Here is a 25,825-nt window from a genome sequence, read left to right on the forward strand (position 1 = left end):
GGCCCCCCGTGTAAGCTGCCGCCCCGTGCAAGTCCGACTGCTCAGCGTCCTTCTCGCGGTGGCGCTCGCCCCGGTGGCGGAAGCCTCCGAGGATCCGCTCCTGCCCTGGCTCCAGGCCCGGGTGCGCGAGCACAACGCCTGGTTCGCCGCTCCGCCTCCTTCCCCCGCCACGGCCGAGGGCCTGACCGGCACGTCCGCCCTGTGGCGCGAGCGCAAGGGCGGCGGCGCGGGCCTTCCGAACTTCGTGCCCCCCACGTCGCTGGCGCCGCTCATCCGCGCGGTGGAGGCGGGCGTGGTGAACATCACCACGGTGGGACCGGGGGCGCTGCCGGGCGCGGTGAAGCGCTCCACCGGCTCCGGCTTCGTGCTGACGCCCGATGGGCTCGTCGTCACCAACAACCACGTGGTGGCCAACGCGCAGGGCCCGGTGATGAACCCGTCCCGCCCGGGCGTCACGGCGGGAGAGGGCGGCCCGCGCGAGGTGCCCCTCCAGCAGGTGTCCGTGCGGCTGGCGGATGGCCGCGAGTTCCCCGCGGAGGTGGTGGGCCGCGACGCGTCCACGGACGTGGCGCTCCTGCGCTTGAGCGGGGCGGGACTGGGGAGCCTGCCGGCGGTGTACCTGGGGGACTCGGACGAGCTGGAGGTGGGCGACTGGGTGGTGGCCATTGGCAACCCGTTCGGCCTGGACCACTCGGTGGCGCACGGGATGATCTCCGCGAAGGAGCGCGTGCTGGGCGTGGGCCAGTTCGACGACTTCATCCAGACCGACGCGCTCATCAACCCCGGCAACTCCGGCGGCCCGCTCTTCAACATGAAGGGCGAGGTGATTGGCGTGAACACCGCCATCATCAGCGAAGGCCAGGGCATCGGCTTCGCGGTGCCCATCAACCTGGTGAAGGACCTGCTGCCCAACCTGCGGGAGAACGGGAAGCTGGAGCGCGGGTGGTTGGGCGTCGTCATCAACGAGGACGGCGAGGACTCGGCCACCACCGCGCCGGTGGTGAAGGACGTCTACCGGGGCAGCCCCGCGGCCGCCGCGCACATCCGCCCGGGAGATCGGCTGATCGCCGTGAACGGCCGGCCCATTGGCAGCTACCTGCAGCTGCTCCGGAAGGTGGCGCTGCTGGCGCCGGGCACCGAGGCGAAGCTGACGCTCCTGCGCGAGGGGGCGACGCAGGAGGTGGCGGTGCGGCTCGTCGCGCGGCCCGCGCAGGAGGCCACGGAAGGGCTGGCCCACCGCACCGGCAGCAGCACGAACGACCTGGGCCTGGTGCTGCGCGATTTGACGCCGGAGGTGGCCGCGCCCCTGGGCTACGAGGCGTTCCTGGGCGCGCTGGTGTCCGGCGTCGTCCCGCGCAGCCCGGCGGAGCAGTCCGGCCTGCGCGCCGGCGACGTCGTCACCGAGGTGAACCGCCGCCGGGTGAAGGACGCCGCCGGGGTGAAGGCCGCCCTGGAGCGGGGCAGCGCGGGGGCCAGCATCCTCCTGCGCGTGCAGCGGGGCGACGCGCTCCAGTACATCGCCATCGCCCGCTGACGGACGCCTTCCGCCTACTTCTGGTTGGCGTCCTTGCCGTTGAGCCACAGGCCCATCTGCCCGCCGCTGCGGCCCTCGGTGACGAGCACGCCCTCGACGCGACTGTTGACGCCGTAGATCTTCCCGCCGCCCTTCTTGGGCAGCGTCCACACGCTCTGCGGCGTGAAGACGACCTGCACGCGCACGCCCCGCGTGCTGAACACGCGCGCGAAGGTGCCGCCGTTCCACATCTCCGGCGCCGTGCCGCTCACCACCAGGTTGTTCATCACCGGGTTGCCCTGCGCGTCCGTCTTCTTCGGCGCCCCGTGCGTGACGGCGTACTTCCCGCCCCCGAAGAAGGGCGTGATGTTGATGGTGTACTCGCTGGTGCCGGGGTTGAAGTCGCCCGCGGACAGCATGGTCGCGTCGTCCTCGGTGATGATCATGTACAGCTTCTTGCCGGTGTACTTCTTGCGGAAGGCCTCCGCCTGGGCCTTGCACTGGGGGTCCACGAAGGCCCCGTCACACTCGCCCACGTACTTCTCCAGGAAGGCCCCCAGGCTGCCCAGGGCCTCGGAGTCGTCGCGCAGCTTCGCGAAGCGCGCGTCCACGTCGGCCAGGGCGAGCGTGGGCACAAGGAGGGCAAAGGCGGCGGCCAGGATGCGGTTCACGAAGGGAAACTCCTGAAAAAAGGGGGATGACGCCTCGGGATGGTGCCACTCCGGCCGCGCCGGGGGCAGCGCTTTCCCATGGGTGAGGCCAAGTGGGGCGAGGTGGATGTAGGTGGAGAAGTTGCCTACATCTGGCTACCGTGTAGTTTGCCCCTGTCACCCCCTGTTTCGGAGGCACCCCCCGTCATGAACACCCAGCCGCAGGAACGCCGCACCCACCTCCGATTCGACAAGATCTTCACGGTGTACCTGTCGACGCAGGACGGGATGATGCGGGGCATTGGCCGCAACATCAGCGCGCGGGGCATGTTCATCGAGGTGCGCGACTCCCTGGGCCTGGGGGAGAAGCTGAAGGTGACGTTCGCGGGGGAGGACGGCACGGAGATGACGTGCCTGTGCGAGGTCCGCTACCAGGTGGCGCTGGCCTTCGGGCGCAAGGACGGGCAGCAGGGCAACAGCCGCGGCGTGGGGCTGCGCATCGTGGCCTACGAGACGATGGACGACGCGCCGCTGCTCCTGGTGGACCGCGAGCGGGTGATGCACTGAAAAACCGCGGGGCACGGCCCTTCCCCTGACTGGAGGGAAGACACCGTGCCCCGGGCGTGGGACCTGGACTGTGGCGACGCGGGGCTACTGCGAGAAGCCTTCGAGCAGGTAGTGGGCCTCGATGCGCTTGAGCGCGAGGATCATCGCGGCGCAGCGGCTGTCCACGGCCTTGCCGATGCAGTACGGGCGGCTGTCGTGCATCTCCGTCTTGCGCGGCTGGTTGCGCGAGATGTCGCGGATGATGCGGTAGTTGCGCTTCATGGCGCGCTCGAGGCGCTGATCGACCTCCGCCTCGCTCCAGCGCTCCATGCGCTTGTTCTGGATCCACTCGTAGTAGCTCACCGTCACGCCGCCGGCGTTGGCGATGATGTCCGGGATGAGCTCGATGCCGCGCTTCTGCAGGACGCGGTCGGCCTCCGGGGTGGTGGGGCCGTTGGCGCCCTCGGCGATGAGCTTGACCTTGAGGCGCTCGGCGACGTCGGCGGTGATTTCGCCACCCAGGGCGGCGGGGACGAGGATGTCCGCCTGCACGTCCCAGAGGTCCTTCTTCTCGATGCGCTGGGCGCCGGGGAACCCGATGACGGAGCGCTTGAGGTTCTTGGGGTCGGCCACGTAGGCGGCCAGCGCGTTCACGTCGATGCCGTCGCCGTTGAAGATGGAGCCGTCAGCGTCGTTCACCGCGAGCAGGCGCGCGCCCATGTTGCCCAGGATGATGGCGGCGTGGCTGCCCACGTTGCCGAAGCCCTGGAGGACGAAGGTCTTGCCCTTCACGCTCTCGCCGCGGTCGGCGTAGTAGTCCTCGATGCAGAACGCGACGCCCTGGCCGGTGGCCTTGCCGCGGCCCTCGGAACCGCCGATGCGCACGTCCTTGCCGGTGACGATGCCGCGCAGGTTGTGGCGCTCGCGCTCACCGTCGGAGAACTGGCGGTAGAGCAGCGCCATGATCTCCGGGTTGGTGCCCACGTCCGGCGCCGGGATGTCGATGTTCGGCCCGATGAGGCTCTTGAGCCGGTACATGAAGCGCAGGGTGATGGCCTCGATCTCCTCGCGGCCGTACTCGCGCGGATCCATCTGGATGCCGCCCTTGCCGCCGCCGAAGGGCACTTCCGCGATGGCGGTCTTCCAGGTCATCTCCGCGGCGAGCGCCTTGAAGAGGTCCAGGGACACCTCGCGGTGGTAGCGCAGGCCGCCCTTGTAGGGGCCACGGGCCTGGTTGTGCTGGACGCGGTAGGCCTTGAAGCGCTGCGACTCACCGGGGACCAGCTGGTACACGAGCCCGTCCGGCAGGCGCAGGTGGCCGTGGCGGATGGCGACGTCGGAGCCCAGCAGGGCGCGGCCGTTGAGGATGATGTTGCCGTTGGCCAGGCGCTCCAGGCCCTCGGGGTTGCGCACCTGGGTCACGGACAGGTCGGAGAAGGACTTGGCCTCCTCGGGAAGCAGGGGGACGAGCCGGTCCTTGAGCTTCGCGGTGACGTAGAAGATGTGCTCGTAGTCGGGCTCTTCGAGCTCCAGACGCACCCGCTTGTCCAGGCCGATGAGATCCGCCGCGTAGTGGAAGATCTCCATCGCCTCCGTGTAGATGGTGCGCTTGGGCGAGGGGGCCGGGGCGCGCATGAAAGTCTCTTCGCTGGCCATGATGGAATGTGCTCCTTGAGGGCCCACCCTGAATGGGGGCCACAGGCGAAAGCCGGGCCCTTATGCGCACAGGCTCAACAGGGGGTCAACCGCTGCGGAGCCCGCCATTTCTCCAAATTGTGGAGAAATCCCGCGCACTTAGGCGACGCGGTGTGTCACTCCGCCGGATGCGCTGTGTCATGCGTGTCAGGCCTTCTGGAACGAAGAAGCCGGGGTGACGGCGCAGGGGCGGGCAGGCTCGGAAATTCTGCTTGCGGGCCCGAAAACCGGATGGTACTTACGCGCCGCTTTCACGCGTCGCGCCGACATAGCTCAGTTGGTAGAGCAACTGATTCGTAATCAGTAGGTCTCCGGTTCAAATCCGGATGTCGGCTCCAGAAGAAAAAGGCCGGTTGCCCCTGGGGCAGCCGGCCTTTTTCGTTTCCAATGCTTCTCCGTCGTGGCGTGGCCTCATTGCGTCCGACCCTGAAGGAACAGCGAAGCTGACCCTCGGGGATGGCTACGGGGGGGCTGGGGGCTCCTGCTTCATGCTGCGTCCGAGCAGGTTCGCAAGCCCGGAGTGGGAGACCTGATGCACTCCGAATCCCCACATGAAGGCGAGCAGGCGATCATTCAAGCCTCCCCACGCTGGCGCCTCCATCCAGAGAACCTTCATGCCCGAGAGGGCCGCCATTCCCAACACGAGCACCAGGACGAGCAGGTCCAGGGTGGCGAGTTGCCGCTCCAGCTGCGCACGCCCTTCCGCGGGGGGGGTGCCCTCCAGCCTGGGCACGAAGAGCCGTACTTCCTCGAAGAGCGATGGGAGGACCTCCTCCGCCGGTTGCGCAATGCCGTCGTCCTGGGTCTCCGGCGATGAGAAGGACACCATCGGTCCCGCATGGGCTCCTTCCGCCGCATGGGCGCCGCGGGCTGCATCCAGCGCGGCGGATGCCGGTGAGCTTCTCGGAGCCTCTCGGAGCGAGGAGACCTCCTCGAAGGCGCTGCGGGCTTCATCCAGCGCCTGCATGGACTCCGGCAGTTTCCGCTCGGAAGCGCACCGCTGGACGCGCTCCGCGGTGTCTAGCACCTGCTGCCAGCCCTTGCGCTGCTCGGGCGGCTCTTCGCCTACGCGCTGAAGCCGGGTGCGTGCCTGGTCGGTCAGTGCGCGCCCGAGGGTCATCAGGTAGCGCGTCAGGCCGCTTTCGTAGGCCGCCACTGCTGCTTCCACGGAAGGGGGCGGGACCTCGCGAAGCGGCTTCAGCAGCAGGGTGACCTTGTCCCTGAGGGATACCCATGCGTCATGGCCGATCCAGGAGGGCGCCGGTGTCCGCAGGCTCTCAGCGAGCCTTTCCGCCAGCACGGAGGCCTGAGCAAGCCGGGCGGCATCGAGTTCCTCGAAGGCGGAGCGCAGATCCTGGTCCAGCAACTCGCCCACCTTGTCGAGGCGTGGCCCTACCTGCAACTCGAGCTGCAGGGCCAACTCGGAGGAAGGCGCCGACGCCAGCGCGTGCAGCTCCGCACGGAAGAGCGCCAGCCGCTCGGAGAGGTGCTGCCGCATCCGTGCGTCCAGCTCGGAGGGAAGGCCGGCCAGCGTGGTCTCGGCGATGCTCAGGTCCTCCGAGGTGGTGCGCGGCTCGCGAAGAGAGCGCTCCACCGTGCCGAGCCGGGCCTGGGGCTCGGCTCGCAGGTCCGCCGGGCGCATCTCGTCGATGGCTCGCCGCAACCGCAGCCAGTTCCGGGTGCAGGCCACCTTCCTCTCGAGGAGGTCCAGCCGCCCTCCGATACCACCGAGGACTGCCCGGCCCGAGACGTCCGCGAGCACAGCGTCCACCTCCTGCATGACGCAGGCGAGGAGCTCCTGGTCCCTGGAGGAAGGTGCCGGCGAGGCCTTCAGCTCCTCCAGCGCCCGGGCCAATCCCAGCACCCGGTGCTGAAGCACCATGCGGGGGCGCTCGTGCGCCACGTACTTGCGAACCAAGAAGGACAGCACGACGCCGAGCGCGATGATCAGGAAGGCCACAAGGGCGTGCTCCCGGAGGTAGAGCACGAAGGGCAGGTCGACGGCCGGGGCGTCCGCGGCGCTGACGCGGAGCGTGCCCTCATAGCGGCCGGGCCCGGGCAGGCCGGAGAGCCGCAGCCGCAACGGAAGCGTCATCCTTCGGTCGAGCACGAAGGGGACCTCGATGGGCTGACCCTTCGCATCCAGGACGCTCGCGTCCGCGAGGACCTGAAGCGCGGCGTCCTCGGACCCATCCTCCTGGAGGACCAGCCGCGCGAGCACCGGAGGAGAGAGGATGACAGGCCTACCCTCCTTCTCATGCAGGGTGAACTGGAGGGTGGCCTCGCCCGGACCTCCGAAGAGAGGCGTATTCCCCCGCACGGGTGCCACGTCGACGCCGACGTTGAGCGCTGGCCGCGGACGGCTGAAGACGAGCCGGGCTGAGGATGGTGCGGCTCCCTCCTGGAGGAGTGTCAGCGTCGCCTCATAGGTGCCTGGAGCGGGGATGTCCGCCTCGAGTTTGAGGGGAACGGAGCCTCCGGGTTCCACCGAATGCTCCTGGAGCGCCTGTCCGTCCGCGCCCACCACGCTCAAGGGGGACACCTGTGCGCCTGATTCATCTCTCAGTCCCGTGACCAGCAGTCGCGCCCTGCTCACCGGCGCGTTCGCCGTCTCATCGAGAGAGAGCGGGTGCACAAGCCGGGACGCGCCGGGCTCCAGCTGGACTCGCAGCACCTTCCCGTCGAGTCCCCCGAGGCGGAGGGCTCCGATCCTGCCGGGCAGGGAGGCCCCGGGCTCGACCGCTGGGGCGTCCCCTGCCAGCAGCACCACCATCATGGATAGACAGATGCCCACGTGCCGTGCCGGCCGGTGTTGATGATTGTTCATGTGTTGATTTGATTTTCCGAAAGGAATTGGGTAGCAGTGGGTGATACGGTTTATTGAATGAAAGGAATTGGTCAGCCACATGAACCTTGAGCTGCTGTTGGCCCATGCCGATGACCACCGCCCCGTGCTGGAATCAGGCCTCCGCGCCGACTCCCTCCAACACGCCCCGGGCCCGGTCTTGCAAAACCAGACACCCACCCACCTGTGGGACCCGGGGGGAGATCCCAATGACCTGGCCTCCCAGCGCTGGGGAGTGATTGCACCCGAGGGCGCCGCCGGAGACAGGCTGCTCGCCATTCTCGAACCGCTGCGCCGCTGGCGCGCGCAGCAGCAGGGCGCTCCTACCCGCTGCTACCGCGTCCCCCCCGGGCTGGAGGGCCCCCAGGCCGTGCGCTGGAAGAACACCGTGCTTCGCGACGAGTCCATCCCCGAGCAGGAGTGGCCCCGTTACCTGCTGGTGCTGGGGGATCTGGATCAGGTGTCGCTGGAGCTGCAGCAGGCGCTCGGCAGTGATGTCTTCGTGGGCCGGCTTGCCTTCCGTGAAGAGCAGCAGCTCGCCGCCTATGTCGACAAGGTGCTGCGCTGGGAACGCGCGCCGTCCCCGGAGTCCCAGGCGCGCTCGCTCTTCTTCACCGCGCATGATGGCACCGCGGCCACCCAGGTGGGCTACCACCAGCTCGTCCTCCCCAGCCTCCAGGCTTGCCGCGCCCGCCAGCAGAAGGGGGACTTCCACGCCGACATCCACGAGGTTGGCGGGCCGGAGGACTGGTCTCCGCAGGAACTGCTGGAGCAGGCGGCCGCTGCGAGGCCCGGCGTGCTGCTGTCCGTGAGCCATGGGCTGGGCGCGCCGCGCCAGGGTTGGTCCTCCGCCACCGAGCAGCAGTCCCTCCAGGGCGCCATGTGCCTGGGGCCGGGCGAGCATCTGCGGGCCGCGGACGTCGCCTCGCGACCGTTCCTCCCCGGAGGACTGTGGGTGTACCTGGCCTGCTTCGGCGGCGGCACCCCCCACCACAGCCCCTACTTCCACTGGTTGCGGCGCCTCCAGGAGTCCGGCGCGCGCATCGGGCGGCCCGAGGCCGTGCTCGCCTCTTTGCCCAGAGCGGGCCAGCCCCCCTTCATCGCGGCCCTGCCGCAGGCCGCGCTGGCCAATCCCAACGGGCCCCTGGCCCTCGTGGCCCACGTGGACCTGGCGTGGAGCTATGGCTTCTCGGACGTGGACACCACGTCTTCTCGCGGACGTCCCTCGCGCTTCCTGGGGTTGCTGCGCGAGCTGGTGGAAGGACGCCGCGTGGGAGTGGGCCTGTCCACCCTGCTGCGTTTCGCCTCCGAGGCCAACCTGGAGCTCACCATGATGGAGGACCGGGACGCGACCGAGCTGGCCGCCGGGCGTTCCGCCGCGAGGGACAGCGCCCGGCGCGGGCACCTGTGGATGATGCGCCAGGATGTGTCGGGCTACGTGCTGCTGGGGGATCCGGCGGTGCGGCTGCCGCTGACCCCGGCCGTGGCCCGTGACGCCACGCCCTCCCTGCCCGAGGTCTCGGCGCTGCTGGGGCTGCCGGCGCCAGCGCTCGCCCCGGCCTCCAGCCCATTCCCCCTCGGGCCTGGTGTGCAAGCCATGGAGGAGGCCGTGGTGGAGATGATGACCGGGGCGGAGGCCCCCAGGGCCATCGCCACCCGGCTCGGGGTCTCGCTCGCCGAACTGCGCCACTGGGAGCGTGTCTTCCGAGACGCCGGCCGTGCCGCGCTGGCTTCGCTCTCCCGTTCCGGGGGGTAGGTGGAGCAGGAGAAGGGACGGGCGGGTGCTCACGGCTCCCGCTCCAGTGAGAACCCGAGCCCGGTGTTGCCCAGGGTCGCGGTGCTCTCGAAGGGGAGGTAGCCCTCCTTCTCCACGCGGAAGCGAACCTCCGCCTCGCGCTCGGCGCGCAGCTCGAGGTGGAAGAGCCCCTGTTCATCTGTCTCGACCCGGAGGGCGTCGTCCCGCTGGGAGAGCAGGAGCGTCACCCGGGCTCCCATCAGGGCCCGGCCCTCCTCGTCCAGCACCTGTCCGCCCAGCGGCTGCACCCTGGGCATGGCACGCACGGCGCTCGTGGTGAGCAGCCCCGCCGCCGTGGCGCCGAGCCCCAGCAGCAGCCGTCGCCTCAGCAGGGAGGCGGCCCGGGGTGGTTCGAGTGGGGAGAAGAGCTGGAGCGAGGCCCACTCCAGGCCGCCCGTCCGGAGCAGGGCGCGCCGGGCCTCCAGCAGCGCGGGGCGCACCGAGGGGGGGCCTTGCCAGTTGGCGTAGAAGGACTCGGTGAGGCGCACGGAGCCCGCGACCGACAGCGGCAGGCGCGAGGACACCACGGCCTCCAGGCCCACCCGGTGCAGTCCCTGCGCGACGCTGCCGAGCGCGTTGCCGGGCGCACCGGCGTGGCCCCCATAACAGGCGCACAGCACCACCAGTCGCAGCCACCCCGCGTGGGGTGCCAGCACACGTCGCAATGCGGCTGCGTCCACCACCTCGGGCTCGCCCTGTGCTCCGTCCCAGACCAGCCCGGAAGTGCCGCCCGCCTGCCGCGTGCCGTGGCACAGCAGATGGAGGGCGGTGACGGGACGTTTCGCCTCGACGGCCTCGCGCAGGTGCTGCTCCAGGGCGGTGAGCGAGAGCCGGGCCACCACGTCCTTCTCTGGCTCGAAGCCGTAGCGATGGCCGCGGGAGGCCTGTGTCAGGGCCTCGCGGTGCTCGCGCCAGGGCACTTCGCCAGCGGCGGCGGACCAGCCGAAAAGCACCCGGTCCGAGCCAGGAAGCCGCCGCGAGGGCAGGGGCGCGGGATGCACGCCAGGCCACTCGTACTGCACGAGGCACCCGGGCAGCTCTCCGAGGTGCTGCCCCGTGGTGCGCAGCGCCACCAGTTCCCACGGCAGGCTGTACAGCTCGGCGGCTCCGAAGCGGAAGGTGAGGTACACCGGACGGCCCGCCTCCACCGCTTGGAGGAGGGCCAGCTCGTGATGGGCCCAGCCTTCGTGGGTGCTCAATCCCTGCTCAAGGAAGGTGCGCAGCCGCTCACCCAGGTGCTGCAATGCACCAGGCTCCGGCCGAGGTCGCAGGAGCTGGGCCATCGCGCCCAGCACCTGCTCGTCCCAGGGGAACTCCGCGCTGCCGAAGCCCTTCGTGCTCCGGAAGACGTAGTCCTGGCGCATGCAGCGGAAGGCGTGTGGATCGCCTGCCCCTTCAGCGCGGGCGACCTCGATGGTCAGCGAGTACGGTGCCGTCTCTTCGGGGGGCATGGGAGTTGACGCCCGCTCAGGGGGAGTACACCTCGGTGGTAGCCCAGTAGGCTCCGCCGGCCCCCGAGATGAGCACCTGGCCATTGTCCATCAACGTCGCTGTGTGTCCGTCGTGAATGGCAAGCATGGTGCCGGCAGACGACCAGGTGCTGGCAACCGGGTCGTACAGTTCGGCCGCCAGGCTGGTGGCGCCGCCTGTGATGAGCACCTTGCCATCACTCAGCAGCGTCGCCGTGTGGTCGCTGCGGGCTGAGGTCATGGAGCCGGCCGACGACCAGGAGTCGGTGCCCGGGTCGTACAGCTCGGCGGTGTCGAGGGTTTGGCTGCCGTAGTACCCCCCTGTGATGAGCACCTTGCCATCACTCAGCAGCGTCGCCGTGTGGTCGCTGCGGGCCGAGGTCATGGAGCCGGCCGACGACCAGGAGTCGGTGCCCGGGTCGTACAGCTCGGCGGTCTTGAGGCGACTGTTGCCGTCGTATCCCCCTGTGACGAGCACCCTGCCGTCGCGCAGCAGCGTCGCCGTGTGGTCACCACGGGCAGAAGACATGAAGCGCAGCGGTGACCAGGAGTTGGCGACTGGGTCATACGTCTCGGTCGACGAGGTGTAGCCATTGCCGTTGCCACCCGAGGCGAGCACCTTGCCGTTGCTCAGCCGCGTCGCCGTATGGGTCTTGCGGGGCTCGGTCATGGGGCTGACCGACGACCAGGTGTTTGTCGTCGGATCGTACAGGTCAGCCGTCCGGAGATAACTGCTGCCGCTGTACCCGCCTGTGACGAGCACCTTTCCATTGCTCAGCAGCGTTGCCGTGTGATCGTCGCGGGCCGAGGTCATGAGGCCAGCTGACGACCAGCTGCGGGTGGACGGGTCGTACTTCTCAGCGGTTTGAAGGCGGCCGGTGTACGCCCCCCCTGCAATGAGCACCATGCCGTTGTCCAGCAGGGCCGCCACATGCCCGATGCGGGGCGAGATCATGGAACTCGTCGCAGCCCAGGCGCAGGGGGGCTTCTCGTTGATCCGCCCATCACAGTTGTCATCGAGCGGATTGGTGCAGTCCTCCGTCCGTGGGAGGACCTCTTCCGAGCACGTGCCCCAACTGGTACCCGCCGCATTGCACGTCTGCGCGCCCGCACGGCACTCACCCACCCCCGCAGTGCCTGCGGGCCCGCTGTAGCAAGGGCGGGCCGTACCGGGCTCGCAGCGCGAGCACTCCTCATCCACCTGACCATCGCAGTCATCATCCAACGCATTGCCGCAGGACTCGGCTTGGGGCCTCACCTCCGTGCACGCCCCCCATGTCCCGGAGTTGTCGCAGGTCCGGGTCCCAGCGAGGCAAACTCCTACCCCCGCTGTACCCGGCGGGCCGCTGTAGCAACGCTCGGTGATGCCTGGCCAGCACTGGCAGGCGACTCCATCGCAGTTCTCATCGTCGGGCCAGGAGCAGTCCTCGACCTCCGGGAGCACCTCCCCCTCACAGGCCGACCAGACTCCCCCCGCCAGGCATTGCTGTGCACCCGCCTGGCACTGGCCCACGTCCTGGCTGTTGTCGGGGCCCTGATAGCAGGAACGCCGCTCGCCCTCCTGACAGCGGGGACAGCCTTCGTCGATGGACCCATCGCAGTTATCGTCCAGCGCGTTCTCGCAGCGCTCGGGCTGGGGGAGCACTTCCCCCACACAGGAGTCGCTCCACCCGGCGCCCTCCGTATCGCAGTAGCGCTTCGCGGGCCGGCAGATTCCCTGGCCCACCCTGTCGCTGGGCCCCGAGTATGCGCAGTCGCGCGCGGTCCCCGGTGTACACCGTTGCGTGGCCACCCACAGGGTGACGGCAGTCGGTGGGGCGCCCTCCTCCTGACAGGTACCCGCCTCGCTGACCACCAACGAGGTGCTCTTGGCGCTGGCCTCCACCCGAAACTCCCTGCCCCGCATCACCTCCAGCAACGCCAGGCCTTCGCCATTCGTCAGCGCGCGGCTGATGCTCACATAGTCCACCCCCTGTGCCATCACCATGCGGCCCGCCACCGGCTGGCCATTCTTCTGTACCAACCGCACCGCCACACACCCCGTCTCCACCCACGCGGGCTCAGGCGCCTGCAAGGGATTGTCTTGAGCGGCCAGGGTCGAGCGCCACCAGAAGGGCAGGGCCACCTGGATCAGGGGCGGCGGGCTGCTGCCCAGGGAACACTGCCACCTGTCTTCCATGAAGAAGCACGTCTCACCCAGTGGCACCCAGAACCCACTGCGCCAATCAGGCCGCCAGAGAGGCACCGGCCGAGGGGTCTCGGCCAGGGCGCTCACGCGGCAGGAGAGCTCGGGCTCTTTCAGCGAATTGGCACGGATGGAGCGCGGCAACCCGCCGCCAATCTCGATGCGGCGAGCGAAGGACGAGACCTCGCCAACCCTGGACCGCGGCCGGGCGATCCCCGGCCCCTTCTGCTTGAAGACGAGCGCGAACATCCCCAGGCTCTCCAGACTCACGGGAGGCGCGTCAGGTTGGATCAGCCCCTGCTGCATGCCCGGGGCCCCCTGCAGTCCCCCATTCTCCAGGTCCACCGGGACGAAGAACGCCTCCACCTGCCCCTCAATCGACAGCCCCTCGGCATCCATCAGCGGGCCGCCGGGATGGACGGTGACCTGGATGCCGCCACGCTCGAACCGGGCGCCCTGGCTGGTGTCGAAGGTCGCGACGGGCTCTCCCAGAGGCATCAGTTGGAGGCCGGAGCCGGCCTGCACTCGCTCGCCCAGCGCCAGTGCCATGAAGGTGGAAACGAAGCCTGGGGCCTCCACCTGCAGGAGGTGTTTCCCCGGGGGCAGATCCTCCAGCAGCACCTGCCCGTGCGCGTCGGGCTTGAACCGCGGCCCTGGCGTGTTGGACTGGGCGCTCTTGCCTGTGTCCAGGCGCAGCTGCGCCTGCGGCACGGGCTCTCCCGTCACTGATTGGATCTTCAAGAACAGACTGGTATTGACGACCTCGGGCACCGGCGGCGGGTTCGAGGGCTCAGTGGGCGCGCATGACATCCAGGCCAGTGCCCCCAGCAGCACCGCCCCCTGGACCAGGAACTGACGGCGAATGCCAGCCACTCTGGCTGACGTGAGATTGAATCTCATGGCTTGTTCACCTGAAGGGTGTTCTGTGTTTGCACGATGAGCCCCACCGGCTCGGGTTGACCCACCACCACCGCCTGCTCCAGCTCGCCGTGGAGGAGGAACCGGGCCCGGGCGAAGAACCAGTCCAGCTCGCCCACGCGCTCGTGCCCGCGGGAGATGTTCCGGAGCGCCGTCACGGCCCCCTGCAGCCGGAGGCGGACGCCAAGACCTGGGGACGTGGCCCCGTTCAGCGTTCCCATCCGGGTGGAGGCGTTGAGGACTCCGGCCAGCACGCTCGTGAGCAGGCCGTCCGCGTCCGCCGGGGCCCTTGCCCAGGCCGAGGTGACGAGGTGGATTTCACAGGGGCAGCGCTCGGTGTAGCCGCGCGCACGCTCCCCGCGCAGGAGCACCCAGACCGCCGTCTTCGCCTCCTCCGGGGCTCGGTGGAAGCGCAGGCTCCGGCCCTCGAGTGTGTATGCGTCGCCTGGAGGAACTGGACGGCCGGGGGGAGACTCCACCTCCGCCACTTCGCCCCGGGCCTGCTCGGGCAGGAGGAACTCCTGGGTCTGCCCATCCGCGCTGAACTGGAGCTCCTGGGTGAACCAGGCAGGCTCGCGCAAGGCGCCAGGCTTTGTTCCCTCTGGCGGTGTCAGCGAGAGTCCTTCGGCGAAGAGGTCTACCCGCCGTGCCAGCTCCGCATCCGGAGCGGGACCGGGCCCAAGCGTCACCTGGAGCCGAGGCAGGAGGGTCTGGAGCGCATCCCGGTAGAAGGCTTCGACAGCGGCCAGCATGGCTTCTCCCATTCCGTACTTCCAAGACGCCAGTGAGCTGGGTTTGTGATTGCGAATCGTGGAGCGCCGACAGTGTGCGACCCGGTCGCTGCAGGGACGGCTCTTTGCTGCCAGGAACAGCTCTAGCTGGGGGTGAACAGCTCGTACGTATCGCTCCGGGGGCTCGTCACCCGGAGCGCGGAGAGGGTGAGCTCCCCCGCAACCTGGGAGCGGACCACCACCTCCAGGGGCGTCCCGGCCTGCGGCCCGGGCAACCCACCCAACGTCCGCTCATCGAGCGAGACCCGTCCCCGCGCATCCGGTACGACCGGAAGCACGTGGGTGCCCCACCGCAGGAGCACGCTGGGGGGCGGTGGCGTGGCCGGCTCGAAGAAGCGCGGACGGCAACACGCCCAGGGCTTCAAGGGAGGGGCCTGAAGCGGGGGCGGCTCGCGCTCCAGCCAGGGGCCCTTCTCCAACTGGTAGAGCGCCCCCAGCGGTGCCGCCGCGGCCGAGGGAGGGGGCGCCGGTGGAGCGTCCAGCGTCCACAAGACCTGGCCCTCCGTGAGGGTGAGCACCACCCACCAGGTGCCTTCCACGGTCACCGGCGAGGGAAGGTCCACGGGCAACCAGCGCGCGCCCCAGGGCGGGTCGCCCTCCGACTCCAGCTCGAACTCCACGGTGGTGGAGTTCAGGGAGACCTCCGCGGGCCGGTTGCCCACGTCGGAGTGGAGTGTCACCGTCCCCCGGGCGGCCCGCGAGAGCAGCCGCAAGTGGAGATCGATACCCAGCAGCGCCTCCTTCCTCCGGACAGTGAAGGCCTGCGCCGCCACGAAACCCGGGCCACAGAGCTGGGCCTGCTCCGGCAGCGAAGGAGGTGCCGGGGTGAGCGGGACGCGCTCCTTGCGCGATTGAGCCTCCACCGTCAGCTCGACACTCCGGAGCGGCCGATCCGTGGGGACGTCAATCGGGCTGACCACCTCACCTCCGTAGGGGAGGGAGCCGCTCCACTGGCCGGAGCCATTCTTCCACGTGGTGACCACCACGGCGGTCTCCAGGGAGAGGCGGGCGCGCCGCAGCCTACCGGCCGCCGAGGAGCGCAGGTGCACCTCCACGGGGCCTCCCTGGAGACCTGCTGGCCAGGCCTGGCGCAGCGCGATGGACAGCTCGTCCCGCAGGATGAGCTCCTGTCGGGGGGGAAGCGGCTGCGGGTACTGGAAGAAGGGGCTTTGCGTCCCGATACAGGCCCAGAGATCCGCGGGCCTGGCGGCGGCCTTGAGCAACACGCCCTGAACGGAGGCGCTGGACTCCTTCAAGGGATTGCCGGACCCGGCGCCCGCATCCTCCACCAGCTCCAGCATCAGTCGGCTCGCCATCAGCGCGGGCAGCTGCTGGCCCTCTCTCCCCAGCGGGATGACGTCCATGGGGAGCGGTGGGAACCAGGGCCCTCCGTCCGAGACCTTGAGCCGGCCCCGGCGATTGGCGGTGGGGCTGTCAATCTGGAGGAAGGTCAGCGGCCGGCGCACCCCCCAATCCACGGTGAGCCAGCGGATTTCCCCGTCCGTGGGCAGGCAGGTTCTGCCAGCGCTGGTCGCCACCGCGGCCGGCGGTACCCCCTTCATCAGGTCCAGGGTGACATCGTCCCCTGGCATCTGGAGGCACAGCTCGGCCCGGAGCAGCTCCACTCCAGGCGGGACGTCCAGTGTCAGGGTCGGGCCCAGGCCATCCACTGGCAGGGTGGGGCCCGCCGGGACACTCTTCCCGTCGTATCGCAATGTCACTCCAACGCGTATTTCAGACATTCGTCACCCCCCTTGCCAGCTCAGGGCGTCTCCGCTTCCACTGTCTGGCTTTCAGGCTGCGGCGCCGCGGTCCCGGCGCTGCTCTCCGCCATCAGCTCCCTCATCACCTGCCTCGCCCCGTCAATCCGCAGCAGCGTTTGCGTGAGGCTGGTGCGCTTCGTGTCCAGCTCCGCCAGCAGCTTCTGCCCCTTCTCGTATTCAGCTTCGAGCGTCCGCAGGCGCTCCTCGAAAAACCTGTTCATGACGCCCCCTGTTCACCAGCCGATGGCGAGGAAGTGGAAGTGACGATAATAACCAGTGCCGAAGCCATCACCCAACCGGATGAGTGCCGTGGAACGGTCGACGCCCAGGATCACCGCGTTATCCAGGGTGCTGGGCGTATTTTGCACAGGGCCCGCCTCCCCCATGTAGGAGGCCTGGGTTGCGACCATCGTGGGAGCGGCCGAGAAGGGAGGGTCGAAGGTGATCAAGAACGTACCCGCCGATGTGTTCTGGGCTCTCTGCGACTTGAAGCCTGCCCCCTGGACGGCATTGCCGTTTGAATGAACGGACCCGCGGACGATGCGGATGATTTCCTGATTCGTGGACCGCACCAGTTGGTTATTGTTGACGAGTATTTGATCGCTCTGGACGGTGAGCGCGCCGCGGATGCCGACATTGCCATTCTTGATGACCAGTCTGTCGGCGCCACATTGCCAGAGGCTCAGCGTATCTTCCGCGTCGTTGTCAATGCCGATGCGCAGCGTCGCATCCTCGCCGGTCGTCACGAAGTAGCGGATGAAGGCGGAATCTCCGCCGCCTCCTCCGGGATCGGTGGGGAACATGATCCCATCGCCCGGGGTGTTTCCCACCTTGGGAACGATGGGGCCTCCCGAGACCTGCAGCTTCCTGCCCACGCTCAAATCGCCCGTGATGGCGCCTCCGGCCACGGCAAGCTTTTCATTGGAGAGGGTGTTGAGCCGGTTGGCGACGTCGACATCTCCCACCATGAGCTTCTTGCTCACGCTCAGCTCACCCGTGATGGCGCCTCCCGCCACGGCGAGCTTTTCATTGGAGAGGGTGTTGAGCTGGGTGAAGACATCGACATCCTTCACCGTGAGCTTGACGGCCGCATGGAGCTCATTGACCCTGACCGTCGAGGTGGGATCGATTCCGCTCCCCGTGATCTTCTTCCCATCCTCCCCGCCGGAATGGGTGTGCGAGCGGATCTCCGTGCGTACCTGGACCTGCATGTTGTTCCAATTGTCGGCGAGGATCGGATCCCCTGGCTTGGCTGGGTAGTATGGGTTGCTCATCGGGCTGGCTCCTGGTGAGGGTAGAAGGGAAGGGTGAGAGGGATTACTGGAAGCTCGCTCCGCCCATGCGGGTGCGGTCGAAGAAGCCGGAGAAGGTGAGGCGTTCGGTGGGCTCGCGCAGCACCTCCTCGAACTCCAGGGACGGCCCGAAAGAGGAGAGGGTCTCCTTCGGCTCGAGCCGCTCCGAGAACGTGGAGGCCCACCTCATCTGGGAGCGCTCGGTCACCTCGACCTGCTCCGCGGGCATGAACAGCCCCAACTCGATGCGTGGGCGCACTCCGGAGGCCCGTCCATAGTCGAGCGCGGCCGAAAGCTCCCGGATGAGCCCCGTCAGGCCGGGAACCACTCCTTCCTCGTCCGGCTCCTGGCAGTGGCGGGGGAGGTAGTCGACCGGGATCCGCAGGGTGAAGGTGGCCGGGGTGAGCTCCGTCCAGCGGAACTCCAGGTCCACCTTCAGGCCCGCGGGCTTCACTGGCAAGGCCTTGCGCACCTCGGCTTCCGCGTTCGTCCAGCCGGCCAGGTAGGAGCGGAGCTCTGTCTGGGAAAGGGTTCCGACCACCCAGTGGTTCTCTCCGAGCGCCAGCGTGGGCAGTTGCGGGTCGCGCGCATTGGCGGTCGAGAACTGGGTCCGCTTCCCGTCGAAGCGCGAGCTGGGACTCACGGCGTTCAGCCCCGCGAACCGGGTGGGGTTGGCGGTGATGAGCGGCTCCTGGGACGGCACGCCATCAATGAGCGGGGCGTGCCCGTGGCGCAGGAGCAGGGTGCTCCCCCTGGGCACCTGCCCGAGGTAGATGACGTCCTGGCCGGACTCCTGGTGGGTGAAGATGGGGACCGCCACCGTGTCGTTCGTGGCCGTCAGGGAGAGCTCTGGGATGGTCGTCTCCAGTCCCCCATTGCGGGTGAAGAGCCGCCGCCCCGGATCCACATCGAGGAACTGGACCCTCCTGGCGGTGGGAGGGGTATCGGCAAGCTCCACCCGCAGCTGACGGGCCGAGCCATCAGCCGAGGTGACGGTGAACCGGCCAACGGCGGTGTCCCCCATCCATTCGATGCGCGGGGGCTGTGCGGCCCGGTAGACGAGCGAGACCAGCCGGAGCAGGGCCGGAGTGGTGCTCAACCCGGTGCGGTGGACGGCCAGCAGCGAGGCCATGTGCACGCGGAAGTCGTCGCTGCTCTCGCCCCTCCCAGGGTACAGGCCGAAGAGTGCGGCCAGCCGGCCCAGCTCCGAGCCCGTCTTTCTCGCCAGCGACTCCCCCGGTTCGAACCCCCGCGCCAGTGTGTACCAGCGTGAGTGCATGAGCAGGGTGAGGCTCTCCTCCATCCCCTCCAGCTCCCGGCCAAGGAGCTCGAACAGGCGATGGATGTTGGCGCCGTCCCGCAGAAGCAGGGGCAGGTACTCCATCATCTGGCGCGCGCGCTCCTCCGCCGTCATGCCTGCTCCATGGTCTCCACGCTGGCCAGCACCAGGCGTGGGGTCTTGGCGGTGGGGTAGGGCGCCCCCTTCTCGGTGAGCGTGACGGTGGCCCCATCGGTCGTGGTGACGACCAGCGAGAGCAGCTTGACCACCCCTGCGCCCTGCTTCAGGGCTGCTTCCAGGGGGGGCCAGACGATCTCCGGCTTGTCGTTCCCGGCCTTCTCCCCGCCGGCCAGCAGCGCCTCGTACTCCTCGAGGGTGGAGCGGATGGCCTGTTGCACGGCCTCGGCCGGGCGACGGTCACTCACGGAGCGCGAGACCACCAGGTGGAGCCGGTACACCGGAGGCCGCAAGCGGGAGATCCTGGGCGGCCTTGCCTTGAGGTCGAAGGTGGCCTTTTGCAGCGCATCCATCCGCCAGTCGCGCGCCGCTCCGTACTCCCGGCTCACGTCCTCGGCCACCAGCTCGAAGCCTCCCTTGCCGCTGGGTGCCCGGACGAAGGTCTTCATCTGCAGCTCGCTCACCTGGCGCACTCCCGGGTGGGCGAAAAGCACTGCCTCCAGCCTGCGGCGGGAGACATTCTCTCCCGCCTGGAGGGTCTCGATGAACGAGGCCAGCGCGTCCCGGAGCGCACCCGCCAGGCGCTCGAACCCACCCGCGTCAAGCTCCGGATCCGACGGCTCCACCAGGAACTCGGGTTGCAGATAGATGCTGCGCGCGTACCTGAGCTGGGCCCGGATCCCCGCCGCCTTGGTGAGCCGGATGGCCTTCTCCACCCGCTGCACCGCCTCCGGATTCTGTTCGAACCCGGCATCGGAGATGATGACCTCCACCACTCCAGGTGGCCCATCGGAGGGCTCCTGCACGGTGACCCGTTGCACGCCTTGCTCGCGGACCGCCGCCGCGAGCGCCTCCAGGGTGCCCTTGCTTGTATCCCGGAGCGCGGCCCTGGCGCGAGCGCGCAGGCTGTCGTCGGTCTCGTCCTCGCTGTGACGCTGCAGGGGCTCCGGGTTGGTGACCGCCTCGATGCCCGGCAGTGGGCGTGGCATCACGGTGAGGCTGCCAGGGTTGATGACCTGGAACTCCGCCGCTTCCTTCGTGTCCTCCTGGGCCTGCTGCACCGGCACCACGACCCGCGTCTCTCCGCGGCGGAGCACCGCGTCCTCCAGGGCCTCGAAGATGGGCAGGGGCTTCGAGTCCAGGGACACTCCTGTCACCCGCCATCCCGCGGGGATGTCGATGTCTCCCGGAGCGGGAGTGCTACGGCGGAGCTCGACCTTTCCGAGCAGCAGGCCCGCGCGTGCCCGGCGGATCCCGAGCAGCTCCACCACGTTGTCCAGCGCATCGCCTTCCGCGGTGTCGAGGTAGCCCGCGCGGTGGGCCAGCTCGAGCGTGGCGTAGAAGGTGGCCATCTCCCGCGCGTAGGCCTCCGTCAGGATCCGGAGCACGCTGCCAGGGGTGGTGTCCATGCGGGCGCCGAAGGAGCCGAGCAACCGGTCCACGATGGCGCTGAAGCTGTTCTTGTCCGAGGAGAAGAGGGTGTCCATTGCAGTGCCTAGAAGGAGATTTCCCAGGAGAGGTTCAACACCATGTTGGCGCTCCGGTTGACCTCGTCGAAGCGCACCCGGTTGAAGAGGATGGTGTTCTTGCCCTGGGTGATTTCGATTCCTGCCTCGGTGAGGGGCTGGACCTGGCCCGCCGGGAGCGCAGGGAGGATGCTGGAGACGGTGGCCCGGATGAGGGACGCCCCCGTGTTGGAGGTGACGGCCTCCACCTCACGGGATGAGGCCTCCGCCCGGTCCACCTGTCGCCCGAGCACCTCGTCGCTGGGCTGGGCGTCGCCCTTTCCCGTACCCACCGCGATGGCCCACTGGATGGGCAGCGCAGTGGCCTTGCCCAGCAGCAGGTTGGCCAGCAGCCGCTTGCCGCTGAGCGTGATCAGGTTGTGGACCCGGCGCCGCTCCAGCAGCGCGCCGCCCGTGTCGCGCAGCTCGAGTGTCAGCACCCCATCCATTGACTGCTCTTCCCTCATGTCCATGGCGCTCTTCCTTGTCCTTTCATGTCATCGCTCCGCCGGCTCAACCCAGGTCGACGGATACTCCCAGCGACAGCGTGTCCCCGGTGCTCGCCACCACGGTGGCCTCGAGCTCCACCACGCCCGGCGGACTCCGGCGTGGGCGCACGACGATCGAGGAGACCTCCTCCACCCGGGGGTCCTCCTTGAGCGCCTGGCGCGCGTAGCGGCGCAGCAGCTCCAGGTTCTGCCGGTCCAGCGGCTCGCCGATCAGCTCCTTCACCTGGCTGCCGTAGCGCGGGTGGCCCAGCTCCTCCAGGTCGCCCCGGGAGATGATCAGGCGCAGGATGAGGGCCTGCTCGAGCGTGGCCAGCCCCGTGGTGGTGACGGGCCCGCCGCTGCCCCAGGCGATGTCGGCTCCGCCATTCGCAAAGAACTCCACCTTCAGGTCCGTGCCGAGGGAATCACTCATCACATCAACCTCCCCGGCGCCGCGGTGGCCGCGGGCGTGCTGGCGATGCCCGGAGTGACCTTGAGCCGGGTGATCAGCTCGCCGAGCGCCCAGGCCAGCACGTCGGCGATGGCGCCGGCCAGGTCCGGCACGTCGCGGCCGCGCAGGCCTTGTGCCTGCGCGAAGCCCAGGACGAGCGGCCGCAGCACCGGCCCGGCTGGAGCCGGTCCCATCAGCATTCCCGGGGCCGCTGTGGCGAAGCCGGCGATCGCGAGTCCCGGCGCCACCTTCACCTGGGCGGTGAAGAGCAGGAGTGCCTGTCCAATGGATTGAGCAAGCACCTTCGCCAGCGCGGCCTTGCCCTTTCCGTTCAGTCTCTTCGAGGAGAGCGCTCCCAGGGCCAGGGGCTCGAGCTGCGCCGGGCCCGGGCCCCCCGCGGGAGGAGGAAGCAACATGCCTGGACCGGTGGTGCTGCCCGAGCCCGCGGGAGGAGGTGCCGCCGCCGGGATGCCGGGCAGCACCATGGCCATGGAGACAAACAAGGTGAGGGATTGGCCCAGCAGCTGGCCCAGCGCTCCCGCCAGGTCCGGCGCGTTCGCACCCCGGATGCCAGCGGCATCGAGGGCGCTGTTGGCCTTGTTCTCGATTTCGGAAGATGAAGGTGCCGGCATGATCAACCCTTGGCCTTCACCGTCTTCGAGCCGACCAGCGGCTCCCCGGTGAAGTAGCACTTGTGGCTCTTTTCGGTGATGACGCCACCACCGCTCTTGCCCAGATCGATGTTCCCGGACGCATCCACCGTGCAGTCCTTGCACTGGAGCTGGACGTTGCCTTCCACCTCGACCTTGAGGTCCTTGGGACCCTTGATGGAGATGGTGTCCCCCTCCAGCAGCGTCACCACCGTTTCGCCAGCGGTCAGCACCACCGAATGGGCCTTGTCGATGGCGATGGACGTCTTGCCACCCGGCGGGGAGACCACGCGCCACTCGTCCTGGGCATGCTCCGGCGGCGAGGTCTTCTCCGAGTAGAGCCGGCCCACCACGATGGGGCGGTTGGGATCGCCACCCACGTAGGAGAGGAGAACCAGGTCACCCACCGCGGGTGCGCTCACCATGCCGATGTGGGGCGTGGCGATCGGCACCTTGCGCAGCTCGAGGCCGTCCTCGCGCAGCTTCACGTCGCACTCGTGGTTGTGGGTGTCTCCCTCCGCGTGGGGAAACGCGCTCGTCACCACGCCCACGTCCCCCAGGCGCAGCAACTCCAGCTCGGCCCGGACGATGGCCTGGATGATGGTCACCAGGTCGCTCATGTGGGCCTTCCTTGTGCGCCGCTCTCCAGGGCCGGAGCTCCGCTCGCGAGCCCGGCGCGGGTGGGGGGGCCGTCCAGCCGTTCGCCGTAGGTGGAAAGGGTGGCCTTGAGCCGCAGCACACTGTCGCGCAGCCGTTGCAGGGCCTCCTGGGGGAGCATTCCCTGAATCACCCGCTCCACGGCCCTGCGCACCTTGTCGAAGAGCTGCACCGCCACCTGGGCCGAGGTCGCCAGCGGGGCCAGGGCGCCCATCCCTGATTGCTGGAGCTGTTCCCCGGAGGCGCTGAACAGCTGGTCGAGCTGGGTGACGGAGGGGCCTACGGATTCCAGGAACCGCGGCACGCCCGCCACCTGCTCCAGTTTGCCAAGCCACTCCACCAGCGTGTCGAGGACGTTCCCCAGCGCCTTCAGTGCGCCCTTCACCGGCTGGGAGATTCGCAGCTCCGCCACCAACTGGAGGAGCGCGTCGACGGTGTCCGTCTTGAGCAGGGCCTCCAGCGAGACCACCAGCGCGTCGATGCCATCCATGATCTCTCGTGCGGTGCTCATGTCGGGGGACCTCCGGGCTGTTCAAGGGAGGCCACTGGATCGAACCGTGAGACCCGGGTCGCCAGCTCACCCGCGTCTCGGGCCACCTGCTGGAGCTTGGACAGGAAGTCGCTGGCGCCGGCGATGCCCTTCACCACGGCGGCCGCCGCTCCCAGCTTGAGGCCCGTCATCTGTTCCAGGAGCGGGACACCGTCGGCGGCCAGCTTCTGGACGAACTCGCCGATGCTTCCCGAGTTCTTCAGCGAGTTCACCAGGCCCACGATCTTCCCAGGGTCCATCTTGCCCAGCGCGCTCAGCACGGTGCTGAAGTCACGGCCGGTGAGCGAGCCCCGGATCTTGTTGAGCACGCCACCCAGCTGCCCGGCACTGAGATGCTTGAGCAGGGAGGAGTCCTTGCGCACGGCGGACATCAGGGTGTCGGGCTTCTTCAACACCGAGGCCGCGGCGAGCGCGCCCTTGTTCCACTTCCCGGCGGTCGCGGCGACCTTCTTGCTCACCGCGGCGGTACCCGCCTGGGCGGTCGCCGGAGGCTCCACGTATTCCCGGACGCGGAGGAAGAAGGCGTGGCGCTGGGTGTAGCCCGCGAGCTGCTTCACCTGGAAGTCTGCGATCAGCACCTGGGTGAGATCCGCGCCGGCCACGGCGTCGGCCGCGAAGGACAGGGGCTTGGCCTTGTCCTGCGCCTGCCGCAGTTCCTCCACGCCCGCCAGGGTGTCCTCGCCGACGAGCACGCCTTCCATCACCACTGTCACCGGCTCGCGGCCGAGGTCCTGAAACACCGCTCCGGCCTGTCCCGGGGCGCGCTGCTGCACCAGGGTCCGGGTGTCCTCGGTGTAGATGTTGGCGAGTCCGGCAAGCGCGATCTTCCCAATCCGCACTGGCATCCTAGAACTCCATCCGGGTGATGAATCCCGTGCGCAGGCCTAGGCTGTGCCGTACACCGCGCACCCGCAGCACCTTCCCCGCCACCAGCGCCCTTGCCGGGTGGTTTGTGGGAACCTCGTCGATCTTCACCAGCGCTCCGGGCTTGAGCGCGGGGCTGCCCAGCACCTCCACGAAGCCTCGCAGCACCCGCGAGCCCACCGCCGCCATCCGTGCCTGGGCTCGCGCCGCTGCGTCCCCGCCGGAGCGCACCGCGCCGTCGCGCACCGTGCGCGGGGTCTTGCCCAGGCGGCCTGCTTGCACCGCCCCGCTCGCGCCGAGGCTGGCCTTTCCACTCACCGAGGCCAGGTCGCGGACGAGCCAATGGCCACGGGCGGTGCCCTGGACGCTGGCGGCCCCTTCGCCCCACACGGTCATGCTGTCGAAGGAAGGCTGGACCTGGAGCAGCTCCGCCTTCAACACCTGCTTCGGATAGGCGAAGGTGTGGTCCGCCCCACCCCGGCGGGGGCTGGCGAAGTGCACCTTGCCGGCACCGTCCGTGTAGAGGTCGAAGCCGCACTGCTCGGCCAGCCGCCGCAGGTAGTGCAGTGCGCTCGGGCCCTGGTGGAGCAGGTAGCTGGGGAGCCTGGGACCGTCCTCGATGGTGCCCACTCCCAGATTCGCCTTCCGTACCAACTCCCTGACGATGGAACCGGCGCTCATCTGCTCATAGGCTTCGCTCACCTCAAGCCGGGCGAGCCTGGTCAGCCCGTCGACTCCCTGCACCCGGGCACTCTCCGGTGTGACCCGCGTCGAGAGCACCTCTCCGGTGAAGACGGTGGCCCTTCCACTTCCCGCGTCGAGAGAGACCTGTGCCGCCTCTCCGGGTCGGGGGGGCGCGCCGGTGCAGACCAGATCCAGGGAGCACCACCCGCCAGCGCCATCCATGGTCAACCCGCAGGTGAGCGAGCGCAGCAGGCTCGTGCCCTTCTGGGGCTGGCTTGATGCGACCAGCGAACCCACACTCACCTCATAGGAGATCCTGGCCATGTGCTCAGACCTCCAGGCCATGCCGTCGTGCGGCGTCGCGGAGGAGGTCCACCAGGGCATCCTCGAGGGTCGTGAAATCCACCGGGGTCCCCACTCCGCTCGGCTCCAGGTGCACGCTGACGTTGAAGGTGTTCCTCACCGCCGCGCTGGTGGGCTGCGAGGCGCGCTCCTGGGGCAGGGACTGCGGCGCTACGGTCAGTGCTTCATGGGAGAGGCGATGTGCTTCGTTCCAGGCCGGCGCCATGCCGCTCACGACCTGACTCGCCAACGCGGTGACAGGACCGGAGCGATGCACGACCGCGATGGACGGAGAAGGAGAAGAGGAGGGCGCGGACGTGGGTCCGGCGGAGCCCGCGCTGGAGGGGAAGAGGCGCCGCGCCTCGCGCAGGGGGGGCCTGGCCCATACAGGGCGCGGAGCGGAAGCCGGGTCCTCCACGGGAAGGAGCGGCGCCGTATGGCCGGTCCCGGTTTCCGGGAGGAGCTCCGCACCCACGCGTCCGCTGGTGATGTCCTCACGTGAGACGGTTGTGTCCGTGACTTCTCGTGGGCGGAGCGCGATGACGGGCCGCGTGGCTCGCAATGATGCCGCAGCGGCTCGTTCCTCCTCCTCGCTGACGGAAGGAGGAAGAGAGGACGACCTCTTGATTCGGAGTGTCGGCGGCCCGGAGGGACGGCTTTCCACCTCGCGAGCGGGGCCCTCCCGCGAAACGCGCTCGGAGGCCGACGCCAGACCG

At 69.0% G+C, this 25,825-nt stretch carries 22 protein-coding genes and 1 tRNA gene; 4 read left to right on the forward strand and 19 right to left on the reverse strand.

From position 1 onward, the window contains the following. The first annotated feature begins 25 nt into the window (after positions 1-25). A complete protein-coding gene (locus tag D7V93_RS01440; protein WP_120641615.1) occupies positions 26-1,534 on the forward strand; it encodes a trypsin-like peptidase domain-containing protein in 1,509 nt (502 codons plus the stop codon). A 14-nt stretch (positions 1,535-1,548) separates the two neighbouring features. On the opposite strand, the gene D7V93_RS01445 is transcribed toward D7V93_RS01440, so the two are convergent. Continuing rightward, positions 1,549-2,184, reverse strand: coding sequence for a DUF6066 family protein (locus D7V93_RS01445; protein WP_120641616.1), 636 nt, complete (start codon positions 2,182-2,184; stop codon positions 1,549-1,551). Positions 2,185-2,370: 186 nt separating this feature from the next. Between D7V93_RS01445 and D7V93_RS01450 the strand changes: the two genes are divergently transcribed. Continuing rightward, positions 2,371-2,730 carry a PilZ domain-containing protein gene (locus tag D7V93_RS01450; RefSeq protein WP_120641617.1) on the forward strand — a complete coding sequence of 120 codons (360 nt, stop codon included), beginning with the start codon at positions 2,371-2,373 and terminating at the stop codon, positions 2,728-2,730. Between the two features lie 84 nt (positions 2,731-2,814). On the opposite strand, the gene D7V93_RS01455 is transcribed toward D7V93_RS01450, so the two are convergent. Further along, the gene (locus D7V93_RS01455; protein WP_120641618.1) at positions 2,815-4,365 is read right to left on the reverse strand and encodes a Glu/Leu/Phe/Val family dehydrogenase; all 1,551 of its coding nucleotides are present in this window, start codon (positions 4,363-4,365) and stop codon (positions 2,815-2,817) included. Between the two features lie 301 nt (positions 4,366-4,666). Between D7V93_RS01455 and D7V93_RS01460 the strand changes: the two genes are divergently transcribed. Further along, positions 4,667-4,742 (forward strand) — tRNA-Thr (locus D7V93_RS01460). Positions 4,743-4,864: 122 nt separating this feature from the next. Here the strand turns inward: D7V93_RS01460 and D7V93_RS01465 are convergent. After that, the gene (locus tag D7V93_RS01465; protein WP_147450995.1) at positions 4,865-7,312 is read right to left on the reverse strand and encodes an amino acid adenylation domain-containing protein; all 2,448 of its coding nucleotides are present in this window, start codon (positions 7,310-7,312) and stop codon (positions 4,865-4,867) included. 172 nt (positions 7,313-7,484) lie between these two features. Here D7V93_RS01465 and D7V93_RS01470 point away from each other — a divergent pair, with 172 nt between their 5' ends. Next, a complete protein-coding gene (locus D7V93_RS01470; protein ID WP_158623612.1) occupies positions 7,485-9,005 on the forward strand; it encodes a C25 family cysteine peptidase in 1,521 nt (506 codons plus the stop codon). Positions 9,006-9,034: 29 nt separating this feature from the next. On the opposite strand, the gene D7V93_RS01475 is transcribed toward D7V93_RS01470, so the two are convergent. From D7V93_RS01475 to D7V93_RS01550, 16 genes are all read right to left on the reverse strand, one after another. Then, complete coding sequence (locus D7V93_RS01475) at positions 9,035-10,495, reverse strand: CHAT domain-containing protein (RefSeq protein WP_158623613.1); 1,461 nt, start codon at positions 10,493-10,495, stop codon at positions 9,035-9,037. A 16-nt stretch (positions 10,496-10,511) separates the two neighbouring features. Further along, positions 10,512-13,598 (reverse strand): Kelch repeat-containing protein, encoded by a 3,087-nt coding sequence (locus D7V93_RS01480; protein ID WP_147450996.1) that lies wholly within the window; start codon positions 13,596-13,598, stop codon positions 10,512-10,514. Then, entirely contained in the window at positions 13,595-14,380 is a 786-nt protein-coding gene (locus tag D7V93_RS01485; RefSeq protein ID WP_120641623.1) for a hypothetical protein, read from the reverse strand. Before D7V93_RS01485 ends, D7V93_RS01480 begins: the two co-directional genes overlap by 4 nt. A 110-nt stretch (positions 14,381-14,490) precedes the next feature. Continuing rightward, a complete protein-coding gene (locus tag D7V93_RS01490; RefSeq protein WP_147450997.1) occupies positions 14,491-16,128 on the reverse strand; it encodes a hypothetical protein in 1,638 nt (545 codons plus the stop codon). Between the two features lie 41 nt (positions 16,129-16,169). Continuing rightward, positions 16,170-16,391 carry a hypothetical protein gene (locus D7V93_RS01495; RefSeq protein WP_120641625.1) on the reverse strand — a complete coding sequence of 74 codons (222 nt, stop codon included), beginning with the start codon at positions 16,389-16,391 and terminating at the stop codon, positions 16,170-16,172. Between the two features lie 12 nt (positions 16,392-16,403). Further along, a complete protein-coding gene (locus D7V93_RS01500; protein WP_147450998.1) occupies positions 16,404-17,444 on the reverse strand; it encodes a hypothetical protein in 1,041 nt (346 codons plus the stop codon). Between the two features lie 43 nt (positions 17,445-17,487). After that, positions 17,488-18,876 carry a hypothetical protein gene (locus D7V93_RS01505; protein ID WP_120641627.1) on the reverse strand — a complete coding sequence of 463 codons (1,389 nt, stop codon included), beginning with the start codon at positions 18,874-18,876 and terminating at the stop codon, positions 17,488-17,490. Continuing rightward, the gene (locus tag D7V93_RS47245) at positions 18,873-20,405 is read right to left on the reverse strand and encodes a baseplate J/gp47 family protein (protein ID WP_120641628.1); all 1,533 of its coding nucleotides are present in this window, start codon (positions 20,403-20,405) and stop codon (positions 18,873-18,875) included. The genes D7V93_RS01505 and D7V93_RS47245 overlap by 4 nt, the downstream gene beginning before the upstream one ends. Positions 20,406-20,413: 8 nt before the next feature. Next, the gene (locus tag D7V93_RS01515) at positions 20,414-20,896 is read right to left on the reverse strand and encodes a hypothetical protein (protein ID WP_120641629.1); all 483 of its coding nucleotides are present in this window, start codon (positions 20,894-20,896) and stop codon (positions 20,414-20,416) included. A gap of 40 nt (positions 20,897-20,936) precedes the next feature. Continuing rightward, positions 20,937-21,344: a GPW/gp25 family protein gene (locus D7V93_RS01520; protein WP_120641630.1), complete on the reverse strand. Its 408-nt coding sequence runs from the start codon at positions 21,342-21,344 to the stop codon at positions 20,937-20,939. Beyond that, positions 21,344-21,994, reverse strand: coding sequence for a hypothetical protein (locus D7V93_RS01525; protein WP_120641631.1), 651 nt, complete (start codon positions 21,992-21,994; stop codon positions 21,344-21,346). Before D7V93_RS01525 ends, D7V93_RS01520 begins: the two co-directional genes overlap by 1 nt. Before the next feature lie 2 nt (positions 21,995-21,996). After that, complete coding sequence (locus D7V93_RS01530; protein WP_120641632.1) at positions 21,997-22,632, reverse strand: phage baseplate assembly protein V; 636 nt, start codon at positions 22,630-22,632, stop codon at positions 21,997-21,999. Further along, positions 22,629-23,180: a hypothetical protein gene (locus D7V93_RS01535; RefSeq protein WP_120641633.1), complete on the reverse strand. Its 552-nt coding sequence runs from the start codon at positions 23,178-23,180 to the stop codon at positions 22,629-22,631. Before D7V93_RS01535 ends, D7V93_RS01530 begins: the two co-directional genes overlap by 4 nt. Next, complete coding sequence (locus tag D7V93_RS01540) at positions 23,177-24,064, reverse strand: hypothetical protein (protein ID WP_120641634.1); 888 nt, start codon at positions 24,062-24,064, stop codon at positions 23,177-23,179. The genes D7V93_RS01535 and D7V93_RS01540 overlap by 4 nt, the downstream gene beginning before the upstream one ends. Before the next feature lies 1 nt (position 24,065). Next, positions 24,066-25,091, reverse strand: coding sequence for a contractile injection system protein, VgrG/Pvc8 family (locus tag D7V93_RS01545; protein WP_120641635.1), 1,026 nt, complete (start codon positions 25,089-25,091; stop codon positions 24,066-24,068). A gap of 4 nt (positions 25,092-25,095) precedes the next feature. Continuing rightward, positions 25,096-25,344: a hypothetical protein gene (locus D7V93_RS01550; protein WP_147450999.1), complete on the reverse strand. Its 249-nt coding sequence runs from the start codon at positions 25,342-25,344 to the stop codon at positions 25,096-25,098. Between the last annotated feature and the right edge of the window lie 481 nt (positions 25,345-25,825).

The sequence above is a fragment of the Corallococcus llansteffanensis genome (assembly GCF_003612055.1).
Taxonomy (GTDB): domain Bacteria; phylum Myxococcota; class Myxococcia; order Myxococcales; family Myxococcaceae; genus Corallococcus; species Corallococcus llansteffanensis.